This is a genomic window from Abiotrophia sp. HMSC24B09 (assembly GCF_001815865.1).
Lineage (GTDB): Bacteria > Bacillota > Bacilli > Lactobacillales > Aerococcaceae > Abiotrophia.
Map to the genome: position 1 here is coordinate 1 of NZ_KV822213.1, position 12,643 is coordinate 12,643.

Consider the following 12,643-nt stretch of genomic DNA (forward strand, 5'->3'; position numbering starts at 1 on the left):
GCTTCGTAGCGTGCCTTGGTTTCCCGTCTGCTTTTGAAAGCCAGGAAAATGAAGCTGATGCCCATAGGGATAAAGAGTAGGCCAAAGATACTAGATATGATAATGCCGACCTGATCCTGTTTATTGATTGCACTCGGGATATTGAGAACAGCCCAAAGACCCATGAGGATGAAGAAAATCCCGAATGGTAAGGCTGTGAACATCGCATGATTATTATTCTGTTTCATTGAAAAACCTCCTAAGATAGTCTTTGCCTTATTATAGCATAAGGTTAGGTTTCTTGTCTTTGATTGCCAATCCAAAAAAGAGGCTGAGACACTTGTCTCAGCCTTTAGCCTTTGGCTCTGAAGCAGAGCTAGTAGAAGTCTTGTAGAAAGGCACAATTTGGTCCTGCCCCGGGTACTTAATCCAGACGGGGGCTTCGTATACGATGGCACCTGCAGGCACATCTTGCTTGATGACGACATTACAGCCGATTTTGGCCCCTTGGCCGATGGTGACATTACCCAGAATCTTGGTGCCCGCTCCAATCAGGACATGGTCTTCAAGCGTTGGGTGGCGCTTGACGGGGTCTAACTTGGTTCCGCCGAGGGTCACGCCCTGATAGAGGGTGACATCCTTGCCAACTATGGCTGTCTCGCCAATGACGATGCCCATGCCATGGTCCATAAAGAGGCCAGGGCCAATTTGGGCGCCAGGATGAATTTCAATCCCGGTCACGCGACGGGCGCGTTTGGCTAAGAGTCTAGCCAGAAGTGGATGGCCTTTGACATAGAGCGCATGGGCAATGTAGTGGTAGTTGAGAGCCTTAATATGTGGATAGGTCCAGAAGACCATCCAAGGCGACTTGGCAGCAGGGTCAAGGGCCATGACGCGTTGAATATTATAGGAAAGTCGTTGCCAGAAAGACATTAAACTTGGACGTAGTTCCCACCTTCAAAGTCCAAGACGGAGAGATATTTCTCTACGCCATCAGGTAAGATGGTCACAATTTTTTTGTCAGGATATTGGGCAGCTAATTTCTTAGCCCCGGCCAAGGCTGCTCCAGACGAAATACCGACCCCAATACCAGTCGTCCGGATAAAGTCTTTGGCTTCAGCGAAGGCTTCGTCATTGCTGATAGTCAGGACTTGGTTGGCTAATTCAGGTTTGAAGTTACCTGGCAGGAAGCCAGTCCCAATCCCTTGAATCTTATGGGCGCCGGCCCGGCCTTGGCTGATAACAGGTGAATCTTCTGGTTCTAAAGCAACCGCCAAGACGCCAGGTTTGTGTTCATTTAAGTATTCCACGACCCCTGTGAAGGTGCCGCCAGTCCCAATCCCTGCGACAAAAATATCTAGTTCTGGCACTTGTTCTAGGATTTCCTTACCTGTAGTTTGGTGGTGGTAAGCTGGGTTAGCTGGGTTATCAAATTGGCTCAAAATAATAGCGTTTGGATAACGGCTCTTAATTTCTTCTGCCTTAGCGATGGCAGCCTTCATGCCGCCTTCTTTTGGAGTCAAGACGAGTTGTGCCCCGTAGGCTTTGATAAGTTGGCGACGCTCCACGCTAAAGCTTTCAGGCATGATGACAACTGCCTTGAGACCCAAGACAGAGGCCAGAAGGGCGACCGCAATCCCAGTGTTACCAGAACTTGGCTCAACAAAGATAGTTTCAGGCGTTACTGCACCTGCTGCTTGAGCTGCCTGAATCATACCCAGAACGGCACGATCTTTGACGCTGCCACCCAAGTTGTACTTCTCGAGTTTGACATAGATATTGCTATTGTCTAATTGATAGACAGGGGTATTACCGATAAATTCTAATGAGGTTTGGGACATATAGTTCAACTCCTTCATATTTGGCTATCATCAGCCGACTTATTGTTGATTAGTATAACACAGTTTGGTATGTCTGGCGCGGGTTTAAAGCTATTTTGGCTATCTTAATTTCATATAACCAGCTATAGTTTTTGACTTGAAAGGTGAGTTTAGTCTCAGGATTTGCTATAATAGGAGCTGAGATTTAGAAGATGGAGGTTGGGCACGTGACGGCGCTAGACACGTTGATTAAAGGCTTAAATTCAAAACAAAGAGAGGCGGTTCTGACCACGGAAGGGCCTGTCCTCATTGCAGCCGGAGCAGGGAGTGGTAAGACGCGGGTTTTAACCCACCGCATTGCCTACCTGATTCAGGAGCGGCAAGTCAATCCTTGGAATATCCTGGCTATTACCTTCACCAATAAGGCGGCAGCCGAGATGAGAGAACGGGTCCAAGGTCTAGTGGGAGAAGAGGCTTCTTCTATTTGGGTGGCTACCTTCCACGCTATGTGTGCCCGTATTCTGCGTCGGGAAATCGAGACGCTGGGCTATGCCAAGAACTTTACCATTATTGACCAGGGCGAGCAGCAGACCCTGATGAAGCAGGTCTTGCGGGACTTGAACTTGGACAGTGACCAGTATAACTACAAGGACTTGCTCTGGGTCATCGATGCGGCTAAGAACCAAGGCTATTTGCCGGATGATTTCCTAGCTTCTGATAGTGGCTATATTCATGAGATTCATGCCAATATCTACCGTAATTATCAGAAGCGACTTAAGGCAGCCAATGCGCTGGACTTTAATGACCTGATTTTGCTGACAGTTAGACTTCTTGAGCAGAATCCGACCGTTCGCCAGTTCTATCAGCAGAAATTCCAATATATCCATGTAGATGAGTACCAAGATACCAACCACAGCCAATACCGTCTGGTTCAGCTCCTGGCGGGTTTGCTTAAGAATATTTGCGTGGTGGGGGATGCCGACCAATCTATCTATGGTTGGCGGGGAGCTAACATGGCTAATATCCTTAACTTCGAGCAGGACTACCCTCAAGCTAAGGTAATCTTGCTAGAACAGAATTACCGTTCAACTCAAACTATTCTTAAGGCCGCTAACAGTGTGATTGAAAATAACCTCCAGCGTAAGGATAAGCAGCTCTGGAGTGATGGTCAAGTAGGGGAAAAGATTCAAATCTACTCTGCCGATAGTGATTTGGAAGAAGCTGATTTTGTTACGCGAACCATTCGGCATTTGCGGGACCAAGAAGGTGCCAACTATAGCCAAGTAGCCGTGCTCTATCGGACACAAGCCCAATCACGGGGGCTAGAAGAAGCTCTCTTGCGGTCCAATATGCCCTACAAGGTAGTGGGGGGACTTAAGTTCTATGCTCGTAAGGAAATACAGGACACTCTGGCCTATTTGCGGCTTTTGGATAATCCACATGACAACCTCAGCCTTAACCGGATTATTAATGTGCCTAAACGGGGAATTGGGGCAACAACAGTGACTAAGTTGGCTGAATTCGCGGATTCTCTCGGAGTCTCCTGGTTTGAGGCCATTGGGCGCCTGCATTTCTCCAATTTCTCAGCCAGTGTTCAGAAAAAGCTGCTGGACTTTGCTCACTTGATTGAGACCCTGCGCCAGCAAGTACCTTTCTTACCACTCCGGGACTTAACGGAAGAAGTTTGGGATAAGACGGGTTACCTTAAGTCTCTCAAGGAAGAAGGGACGGTCGAGGCGGCTAACCGTCTGGAGAACTTGGAAGAATTTGCCTCAGTCGTCACCCAGTTCGACCAAACGGAGCGGGAGGCGATTCTGGAACAAGATCCTGATTATTTGGCCCAGACCCAGGGTCAGGAAGAAGTAGCCTTGGCGCCACTGACCCAATTTTTAACTGATGTCTCCCTCATGACCGACTCAGACAATCAGGAAGAGGCCTTAGATCAGGTGACCCTCATGACCCTGCATGCAGCAAAGGGTTTGGAATTTCCTTATGTCTTTATGGTGGGCATGGAAGAGGGGCTTTTCCCACTGCGACGGGCTAGTGAGAATCCTGATGAGCTAGAAGAAGAGCGACGTCTGGCCTATGTAGGCATGACCCGGGCTGAATCCGCCCTCTATCTGACCGCTAGCAAGCGACGCCTGCAATATGGCCGAACCGTGACCAATCCACCTAGCCGATTCTTGGATGAAATCCAACCTGATTTGGTCGAGTGGCTAGGGTCAGGCCGTCAGTCAAGCGCCTATGGCCAAAGTAGCTGGCAGCAGACTTGGTCTGACAACTCTTCTTGGACGGGCTTGCATCATCAGCCAACCGCCAATGTCGCACCTAGTCGGACCATTCGCAAGCAAGAAACGGGTGACCGTCGCCTTAAGAATCAAGCAGCCCTTCGCCATAAGGGGCCAGTAGCTGGGGCTAGCACTTCCGCAAGTGGAGCAGGTCAGACTTGGCAGGTCGGGGATAAGGTCATCCACAAGACCTTCGGCCAGGGCACCATTGTTAAGGTGGCTAAGGCTGGCAAAGACCAACTACTGAGCGTGGCCTTCGCCTCGCAAGGCATCAAGGATTTGATGGCAGCCTATGCCCCATTGACTAAGGCAAGTGAATAGAATAAGCCAAGCTGAGACTTAAGTCTCAGCTTTTTTGTATGACTTAGGTGTTCGATAATGGTCGCCTCGGGAGGGCATATTGCACTTTTGTAAAAAGTTCGCATTTTCCGAGAAAAATTCGCTCAAATGCGCTATAATGTAGAATAGGGTAGTGGGCCCATGGCTCACTAGCTGACCTGGATATGAAGGAGAATGAAAATGCCAAGCCAAAACCTTCAGGCACGCCTTGAAGAAGTCAAGCACTTATTAAATGACTATGCCTACCATTACTATGTTCTAGACCAATCCCTGGTCAGTGACGCAAGCTATGATGCCCTCTATCGGGAACTGGAAGAAATTGAAGCGGCGCATCCAGAATGGATTACGCCAGATTCGCCTACCCAACGGGTCGGGGATCAGCTCTTAGAAGGCTTTAGTAAAGTGGCTCACGCAGAATCCATGTATAGTCTAGGCAATGCCTTCAGTCCAGAAGAAGTGACACAATTTATTGAGCGGGTGACCCAGCAAGTCGAGGGTCCTGTCTCCTTCATGTGTGAATGTAAAATCGATGGCTTAGCCATTGCCCTTACCTACCAGGATGGCGTCTTTGTACGTGGGGCCACGCGGGGGGATGGGACAATTGGCGAAGACATCACCCAGAATCTTCGTACCATTCGCTCCTTGCCTCTACGTCTAAGACAAAATCTGTCAGTAGAAGTACGCGGTGAATGTTACATGCCTAAGGCTGTCTTCCTTGCACTCAATGAGGAGCGCGAAGCCCAAGGCCAAGAAATCTTTAAAAATCCCCGCAATGCGGCGGCTGGTGGCTTACGTCAGTTAGACCCGCGTGCGGTGGCTGACCGCCAACTGAATATCTTCCTCTACAGTGCAGTCTACACGGACCAATTTCATCCTGAGAGTCAGGCCGGTCTCTTTGCTGCCTTTGAGCAATTGGGGCTACGGACCAATCCGCTCAGACGTGAATGTCAGGCGGCTGAAGAAGTGATTGATTATATCCAAATGATTGGTCAACAGCGCCATGACTTGCCTTATGAGATTGATGGCGTGGTCATCAAGGTTAACCGCATTGACCAGCAACAGGCCTTAGGCTTTACGGTCAAGGCACCACGTTGGGCCATTGCCTATAAATTCCCGGCTGAAGAAGCGGTGACCACCCTGCGTGAGGTGGAGTGGACCGTGGGGCGGACGGGTGTCGTGACACCAACTGCCATTATGGATCCCGTGCCATTGGCAGGAACAACGGTTCAACGCGCTAGTCTCCATAATGTGGACTTGATTGAGAGCCTGGATGTGCGAATTGGAGACCAAGTCACGATTCATAAGGCGGGCGACATTATTCCAGAGATTACCTCAGTGCTTTTAGCCAAACGGCCCCAAGACAGTCAGTCCCTGGCCATTCCGACTCATTGTCCGGAATGTCAGACGGCCTTAGTACGTCAGGGTGAAGAAGTGGCTTTACGCTGTCCTAACCTGGTCTGTCCGGCCCAACGCCTAGCCCTCTTGAGCCATTTTGTTTCTCGGGGTGCTATGAACATTCAGGGCTTGGGACCACGTATTCTTAACCAGTTAGTCGCTAGTCAAGCAGTCACAGAATTAGATGATCTCTATCGCTTGACCTTAGAGGACCTCTTAAGTTTGGATAAAATACAAGAAAAATCCGCCCAGAAATTACTGGCTGCCATTGAAGCCAGCAAGTCCAACTCCGCTGAGCGCCTGCTCTTCGGTTTGGGCATTCGACATGTGGGCGCCAAGGCGGCGCGCTTAGTCTTGCAAGTCTTTGGTGATTTGAATAGATTAAGCCAGGCGACTGCCGAGGAAATTGGGGCCATTGAAGGAGTCGGGCCAATTATCAGCCAGTCTCTAGTGCAATATCTGGCTTTGGAATCCAGCCAAGCCATGCTTAAACGCCTAGCAGAGGCAGGCGTTAACCTGACCTATCAGGGCCCACAGCCTCTTGAAGTGGCGGAAGGTGCCTCAGCCAATGATTTCTGGTTAGGCAAAACAGTTGTCCTGACCGGGACCATGGAAAGCTACTCGCGTTCTGAAGCCAAGGAGCTCTTAGAAGCGCGGGGAGCTAAGGTCACCGGTAGTGTCTCCAAGAAGACCGATTATTTGGTGGCCGGGCAGGAAGCCGGAAGCAAATTAAGCAAGGCGGAGTCCTTGGGTATAACCATCCTTGACGAAGCCAGTTTCTTAGCAAATCTATAAAAAGTGGTGAAAATATGAAAAATAAATGGCAGAAGGGACTGACCCTCGCGGCAGTCAGTCTGACCCTGGCAGGGTGTCTTAACAACCTAGAAGCCGAAAATACCAAAAAACCAGTGGTAGGACCTAACCAGGTGGTGGTGCAGACCACTCAGAACCAGCTGTCTAGTGAAAACTATCGGGCAGTTATCAGCAATGGTCGCTACCAATTAGGGGTGGCCAGCAGCTCTGACAGCAACCTTAGTTCCGCCGGTAATATCCGTGCCTTTGAAGAAGGGCTCCTGCGGATTGCCAAAGGCGTCTTTCCAACCAACCAATATTTCCTGCAGGAAGGAACCTTGATTAATCTTGAGACCATGACCCGTTGGACGGGCCGTGAATCAGATGATAACCCAGAAGGGCTGAACCCTCGTCTGCCGGATGATGCCGAGCAACAGCGTAAGGCTGAAAGCACCATTTCGGCGCAAAGTAGTGAGTCAAGCCAGGAAGAATCGTCTAGTGCAGAATCAAGTTCCAATGATCAGGTAATTACGGATGCGGCTGCAACGCCAATTTACCTGGCCCAAATCATGGAAAAAGACATTATGGTCGAAACCAACGATGGCTACTCTCTATCTGGGATTGTCATCGGTTTGGCCATGAATAGTGAATACCAATATACCGACTCCAATAACGTGGTGCACCGTCAGGAAATCTCGATCGGGGAAATGCGGGAGCGGGGTAAAGCTTACGCCAACACCATCGTGGGTCGTTTGAGGGCAACCCCTGAATTGCGTTCTGTGCCAATTTCTGTGGCCATTTTCAGTCAAGCCCCTGCCAATAATGTGGTGGGTGGGACCTTCGTCTTAGATGGGATTTCCCGTGAGGGGAATGCCGTAACCGATTGGACCGAGCATAACGAAAGCCGGGCTCTCCTGCCATTTGTAGGGACCAACCAAGGTAGTAACGATCAATACCCAGGTTTTGAAGAATTCCGGACCAAGGTCAGCGACTTCTTCCCTAAACTTAATGGGATTACGGCTGAAGCCCTCAATATCAACGGCAGCCTAGCTTCTCTTAAGATTAATATCGTGACCCAGTTCTATGATTTAACGGAGATTACCGCTCTGACCCAGCATGTGACGGATGTCGCCCAGAATACCTTCCCTGAAGGACTGGATTTGCAAGTGCGGATTGAGTCATCAGAAGGGACCGAAGCTGTTATTACCAAGCCGGCGGGTAGCAACCAGTATCAATCGCAAATTCTAAAATAAGGGGTCGCTCGTCCCTTCAACAACCAGCAAATAAAGTCAGTATCAGAAAGGAAGAATCGCATGGTCCAACCAGCCGATATCAAACACGTCGCCAAATTGGCGAAACTCTCATTCGATGACAGCAAGATTGATGCCTTTACCGAGGAATTCAATGCTATTATCGACTTTGTTGAGCAACTCGAACAAGTGGATACCCAAGGGGTGGCACCGACTTACCATGGCAACCAACTCCTCAATGTCTTCCGTGAAGACAAGGCCCAAGCAGGCGTTGAGCGGGAGCAATTATTAGCTAATGTTAAAACTAGCAAGGATGGCTTCATTCAAGTACCAGCCATCATGGAAAGTGAGGAAGCCTAAGATGCCCCAATATCCAACGACAATCTTAGCCATGAAAGAAGGCTTAGCAGCCGGTAAATTTACATCCCAAGACTTGGTGCGGGCGGCTTTCGAACGTATTGAAGCGACAGATGCACAAGTGGCAGCTTTCTTGGCCCTCAACAAAGACTTGGCCCTAGCAGCCGCAGCTCAAGCGGATGCACGTGGCTATGGGGCGGATGCGCCAATCCTTAACGGGATTCCGATCGGGGTTAAAGATAATATCGTAACCAAGGGCTTGGTAACCACTGCTGCCAGCCGCATGCTGGAAGACTTCGTGCCAACCTATGATGCGACGGTCGTAGAAAAACTCCACCAAGCCGGTGCCATCATTGTAGGGAAACTCAACATGGACGAGTTTGCCATGGGGGCTAGCTGTGAACGCTCGGCCTTCAAGACAACGCGTAACCCTTGGGACTTGAATCGCGTACCAGGTGGGTCATCTGGTGGTTCTGCGGCAGCCGTAGCAGCTCGCCAAGTGCCAGCCAGCTTAGGGACCGACACTGGGGGGAGTATCCGCCAACCGGCAGCCTTTACTGGTTTAGTGGGGATGAAGCCAACCTACGGTTCCGTTTCTCGTTATGGCCTTATCGCCTTTGGTTCTAGTTTAGACCAAATTGGGCCAATGACCTTAACCGTGGCCGATAATGCCCTGGTCTTAGAAGCCATTGCCGGTCACGATGCTAAGGATTCCACTTCCTTGCCTGAAATTGATACTAACTATAGTGCGAAGATTGGCCAACCTTTAGCTGGTCTGAAGATTGGTTTCCCAGTGGATTATCGCTCAGAAGCCATCAACCAAGAAATTCGCGAGCGCATGGATCAAGCCGCTGCCTACTTCGAAAGCCAAGGAGCAGAAATCGTGGAGATTTCCTTGCCGCACTCTAAGTATGGGATCAATGTCTACTATATTATAGCCTCTTCAGAAGCCTCTTCTAACTTACAACGCTTTGACGGGATTCGCTATGGCTACCGTTCGCAAAGCGCGCAAACCCTGGAAGAAGTCTATGTGCAATCTCGGACGGAAGGTTTCGGGCCAGAAGTACAACGCCGGATCATGTTAGGGACCTTCAGCTTGAGCTCAGGTTACTATGATGCTTACTTCAAGAAGGCAGCCCAAGTTCGGACCTTGATTATCCAAGACTTTGAGCAAGCCTTCCAAGCCTGTGATGTAATCATGGGGCCTGCGACCACCTCAACTGCCTTTGAAATCGGGGGCCGGATCCAAGACCCAATCGAAATGTATGTGGCTGACCTCTTGACCGTTCCAGCCAACTTGGCCGGGCTACCAGCCTTGTCAGTGCCAGCTGGTTTAGACCAAGCAGGGCTTCCTATCGGCTTGCAACTCATGGCTAAGCCATTGGATGAAGCGACCATCTATCAAGTGGCTGCTAACTTCGAAGCCGGACATGACTATGTCAACCAATCCCCACGGGCAGCCGTAGAATAGGAGACCGCTATGAATTTTGAAACGATTATCGGACTTGAAGTCCACGTGGAATTGAAGACTGATTCCAAGATGTTCAGCCCATCGCCTGCACATTTCGGGGCCGAACCTAACACCAACACCAACGAAATCGACTGGGGCTACCCTGGTGTCTTGCCAGTAGTTAACAAACGGGCCATTGAATTTGGTATGCGGGCAGCTTTAGCGCTTAACTGCCAAATCGCGCCTGAAATGAAGTTCGACCGCAAGAACTACTTCTACCCAGATAACCCTAAGGCCTACCAAATTTCTCAATTTGATACGCCAATCGGGTCAAATGGTTACATTGATATTGAAGTCGATGGCCAAACCAAGCGTATTCGCATCGAACGTCTACATTTGGAAGAAGATGCAGGTAAGAATACCCACGCCACTGATGGCTATTCTTATGTCGACCTTAACCGTCAAGGGACTCCTCTGATTGAGATTGTCTCTGAAGCGGACATTCGCTCACCAGAAGAAGCTTATGCTTACCTGGAAGCTTTGCGCGAGAAAATCATGTATACGGAAGTTTCTGACGTTAAGATGGAAGAAGGGTCTATGCGTTGCGACGCCAACATTTCCCTACGTCCTTATGGCCAGGAAGCTTTCGGGACCAAGACTGAGCTCAAGAACCTCAACTCCTTCAACTTCGTTAAGAAGGGCTTGGCCTACGAAGAAAAGCGTCAAGCTCAAGTGCTCTTAGCAGGTGGTAAGATTGGTCAAGAAACTCGTCGTTACGATGAAGCGACTGGTAAGACCTTGCTCATGCGGGTTAAGGAAGGGTCTGCGGACTACCGCTACTTCCCTGAACCAGACCTACCATGGATTACCATTGCACCTGAATGGGTAGAAGCGGTTAAATCTACCATTCCTGAAATGCCAGATAGCCGTCGGGCTCGCTATATCAAGGAGTTCGGCCTACCTGCCTATGACGCCATGGTCTTAACCTTGACCAAGGAAATGTCTGATTTCTTCCAGGCAACCGTAGCCGAAGGGGCAGATTCTAAACAAGCCTCTAACTGGCTTATGGGCGAAGTATCGGCTTACTTGAACAGTGCTAAAACTACCTTGTCTGGGACTCAATTGACGCCACACAACCTAGCGCAAATGATTCGCTTGATTGAATCAGGGACCATTTCTTCTAAGATTGCTAAGCAACTCTTCAAGATTCTGGTGACTGAGGGTGGCGATGCGGATGTCATTGTGCAAGAACGTGGCATGGCCCAAATTAGCGACCCAGCGCAAATCCAAGCCATTATTGATCAAGTCTTGGAGGCCAACCAAGCCTCTGTCGAAGACTATCGTAACGGGAAAGACCGTGCTGTTGGCTTCTTAGTTGGTCAAATTATGAAGGTATCTAAAGGGCAAGCCAACCCACAAGTCGTCAACCAATTGTTGATTAAGACTTTACAAACTTTCATCTAACCGTATAATAGAGAGTAACGATAATTTTAGATAGGGGATTTGCCAATGAAACGCTTTTTGAAATACAGCATGATTCTTCTGGGTTTATTAGCAGTAGCCTACATCGGGGGCTTGATCTTCTTCCTAGATCGCTTTACCTTCGGTAGCTACTTTGGAGATATTCCGCTCATGGGCTTAACTCAAGCCCAAGCCCAAGAGAAGATTGCTGAAGAACTTGGCAAGCGTCAAATTAACTTGCAAGAGAATGGGAAGACCACTGCCCAAGTAACCTTGGCTGAATTATCACCAAGTTATGACTTGGATAAGGCTGTGGGTCAACTCTTCAATCAGCAAGATCCAGTGATGTGGCCATTGAGTTTTGGTAGCCACCAAGATGTTAAGGTGGACTCCAACATGGTCCATGTAGATAAAACCAAGGCAGCTCAAGTCCTAGCAGCCAAAGGCATTGATAACAGCCAACGTCAGGCGGCGACAGATGCTAGCATCGAATATACAGAAGCAGATGGCTATCAAGTGAAGTCAGATGTGACAGGGACTCAGGTTGATACAGATAGCCTGGCCCAAGATATGTTGGTCGCTGCGACACAAGAAAAGACGAGTGTGGATGTCAGCCAAGCCTATGCTAAGGCAACTATCCAAGCAGATAGCGACACCATGAAGTCAGCGATTGGCTTAATCAAGCAGTATAGTGAGAACCCAATCGTTCTTCAGATTGCCGGCGATGATGTTCAAATTCCGACCAAGACCATTGAATCTTGGATGCACTTTGACGAGAATAACCAAGTCAGCTTCGATCGCGAGCTCATCAAGGCTTACGTTCAAGAATTGAATGAAAAATACTCTACCTATAATAAGACGCGTGAGTTCAAATCAACCTTACGCGGTACAGTAGAGGTGCCACCTGGCATTATGGGTTGGGGCATTGAAGTGGACCAGGAAGTCGATAAGATTGAGCAAGAGTTGCTAGCACACCAACCAGTTAAACGTGAACCTGCCGTTAACTCGACTGGTGGCGTGCCTAACGCCAAGGATGATATCGGCCCAACCTACGTGGAAGTCGATATCGCCAACCAAACCATGTTCCTCTATAAGGACCATAAGAAAATTTTGGAGGCACCTGTTGTCACTGGTCAACCAGCAGCCGAAACGGTTCCTGGGGCAGGGGCTATCATTGAAAAATTGGCTGGGACCCGACTCAAGGGTTACAACCAGTTCTATCGAGTAGACTACTCTGTACCGGTTAACTACTGGATGCGTTTCGACGATAAGGCCCAAGGGATTCATGACGCCCCATGGCAAAGCCAATTTGGTGGCGAAGTCTGGACCCATAGTGGTTCATTGGGCTGTGTTAACTCACCACTAGACGCAGCTGCAACCATCTACGAGAACGTAGAATACGGGACACCTGTTATCGTCTTTAATTAATAGCAAAAAACGAGACCTGTAGGTCTCGTTTTTTTTAGGTCTTGAGGTAAAAACAAATTTCCCATTATATCATATATGATATAA

General features: G+C 49.2%; 10 protein-coding genes. 7 read left to right on the forward strand and 3 right to left on the reverse strand.

Annotated elements, in window-relative coordinates:
* The 3 genes from HMPREF3093_RS08160 to HMPREF3093_RS08170 form a co-directional block, all read right to left on the reverse strand.
* The coding region (locus HMPREF3093_RS08160; protein ID WP_143227696.1) for a hypothetical protein at positions 1–227 on the reverse strand (227 nt) is incomplete at its 3' end.
* A gap of 97 nt (positions 228–324) precedes the next feature.
* Positions 325–912 carry a serine O-acetyltransferase EpsC gene (gene epsC, locus HMPREF3093_RS08165; RefSeq protein WP_070756490.1) on the reverse strand — a complete coding sequence of 196 codons (588 nt, stop codon included), beginning with the start codon at positions 910–912 and terminating at the stop codon, positions 325–327.
* The gene (locus tag HMPREF3093_RS08170) at positions 912–1,820 is read right to left on the reverse strand and encodes a PLP-dependent cysteine synthase family protein (RefSeq protein WP_070756491.1); all 909 of its coding nucleotides are present in this window, start codon (positions 1,818–1,820) and stop codon (positions 912–914) included. The genes epsC and HMPREF3093_RS08170 overlap by 1 nt, the downstream gene beginning before the upstream one ends.
* A gap of 191 nt (positions 1,821–2,011) precedes the next feature.
* Between HMPREF3093_RS08170 and pcrA the strand changes: the two genes are divergently transcribed.
* The 7 genes from pcrA to HMPREF3093_RS08205 all read left to right on the forward strand — a co-directional run bounded on the left by pcrA (position 2,012) and on the right by HMPREF3093_RS08205 (position 12,559).
* On the forward strand, positions 2,012–4,408 hold the full coding sequence (gene pcrA / locus HMPREF3093_RS08175; protein ID WP_083316330.1) for a DNA helicase PcrA: 2,397 nt from the start codon (positions 2,012–2,014) through the stop codon (positions 4,406–4,408).
* Positions 4,409–4,606: 198 nt separating this feature from the next.
* Positions 4,607–6,616 carry an NAD-dependent DNA ligase LigA gene (gene ligA / locus HMPREF3093_RS08180; protein WP_257244574.1) on the forward strand — a complete coding sequence of 670 codons (2,010 nt, stop codon included), beginning with the start codon at positions 4,607–4,609 and terminating at the stop codon, positions 6,614–6,616.
* Positions 6,617–6,630: 14 nt separating this feature from the next.
* The gene (locus tag HMPREF3093_RS08185; RefSeq protein WP_070756493.1) at positions 6,631–7,866 is read left to right on the forward strand and encodes a CamS family sex pheromone protein; all 1,236 of its coding nucleotides are present in this window, start codon (positions 6,631–6,633) and stop codon (positions 7,864–7,866) included.
* A gap of 60 nt (positions 7,867–7,926) precedes the next feature.
* Entirely contained in the window at positions 7,927–8,223 is a 297-nt protein-coding gene (gene gatC, locus HMPREF3093_RS08190; protein WP_070756494.1) for an Asp-tRNA(Asn)/Glu-tRNA(Gln) amidotransferase subunit GatC, read from the forward strand.
* Position 8,224: 1 nt separating this feature from the next.
* Positions 8,225–9,691, forward strand: a complete 1,467-nt coding sequence (gene gatA / locus HMPREF3093_RS08195; protein WP_070756495.1) for an Asp-tRNA(Asn)/Glu-tRNA(Gln) amidotransferase subunit GatA — start codon at positions 8,225–8,227, stop codon at positions 9,689–9,691.
* 9 nt (positions 9,692–9,700) lie between these two features.
* Positions 9,701–11,134 (forward strand): Asp-tRNA(Asn)/Glu-tRNA(Gln) amidotransferase subunit GatB, encoded by a 1,434-nt coding sequence (gatB, locus tag HMPREF3093_RS08200; RefSeq protein WP_070756496.1) that lies wholly within the window; start codon positions 9,701–9,703, stop codon positions 11,132–11,134.
* A 45-nt stretch (positions 11,135–11,179) separates the two neighbouring features.
* Positions 11,180–12,559, forward strand: coding sequence for a L,D-transpeptidase family protein (locus HMPREF3093_RS08205; RefSeq protein ID WP_070756497.1), 1,380 nt, complete (start codon positions 11,180–11,182; stop codon positions 12,557–12,559).
* Positions 12,560–12,643 lie beyond the last annotated feature (84 nt).

What these genes read in the sequence shown, in the direction of transcription:
- epsC (WP_070756490.1), bottom strand. Translation starts at nt 912, where the DNA reads ATGTCTTTCTGGCAACGACTTTCCTATAATATTCAACGCGTCATGGCC.
- HMPREF3093_RS08170 (WP_070756491.1), bottom strand. Translation starts at nt 1,820, where the DNA reads ATGTCCCAAACCTCATTAGAATTTATCGGTAATACCCCTGTCTATCAA.
- pcrA (WP_083316330.1), top strand. Translation starts at nt 2,012, where the DNA reads ATGGAGGTTGGGCACGTGACGGCGCTAGACACGTTGATTAAAGGCTTA.
- ligA (WP_257244574.1), top strand. Translation starts at nt 4,607, where the DNA reads ATGCCAAGCCAAAACCTTCAGGCACGCCTTGAAGAAGTCAAGCACTTA.
- HMPREF3093_RS08185 (WP_070756493.1), top strand. Translation starts at nt 6,631, where the DNA reads ATGAAAAATAAATGGCAGAAGGGACTGACCCTCGCGGCAGTCAGTCTG.
- gatC (WP_070756494.1), top strand. Translation starts at nt 7,927, where the DNA reads ATGGTCCAACCAGCCGATATCAAACACGTCGCCAAATTGGCGAAACTC.
- gatA (WP_070756495.1), top strand. Translation starts at nt 8,225, where the DNA reads ATGCCCCAATATCCAACGACAATCTTAGCCATGAAAGAAGGCTTAGCA.
- gatB (WP_070756496.1), top strand. Translation starts at nt 9,701, where the DNA reads ATGAATTTTGAAACGATTATCGGACTTGAAGTCCACGTGGAATTGAAG.
- HMPREF3093_RS08205 (WP_070756497.1), top strand. Translation starts at nt 11,180, where the DNA reads ATGAAACGCTTTTTGAAATACAGCATGATTCTTCTGGGTTTATTAGCA.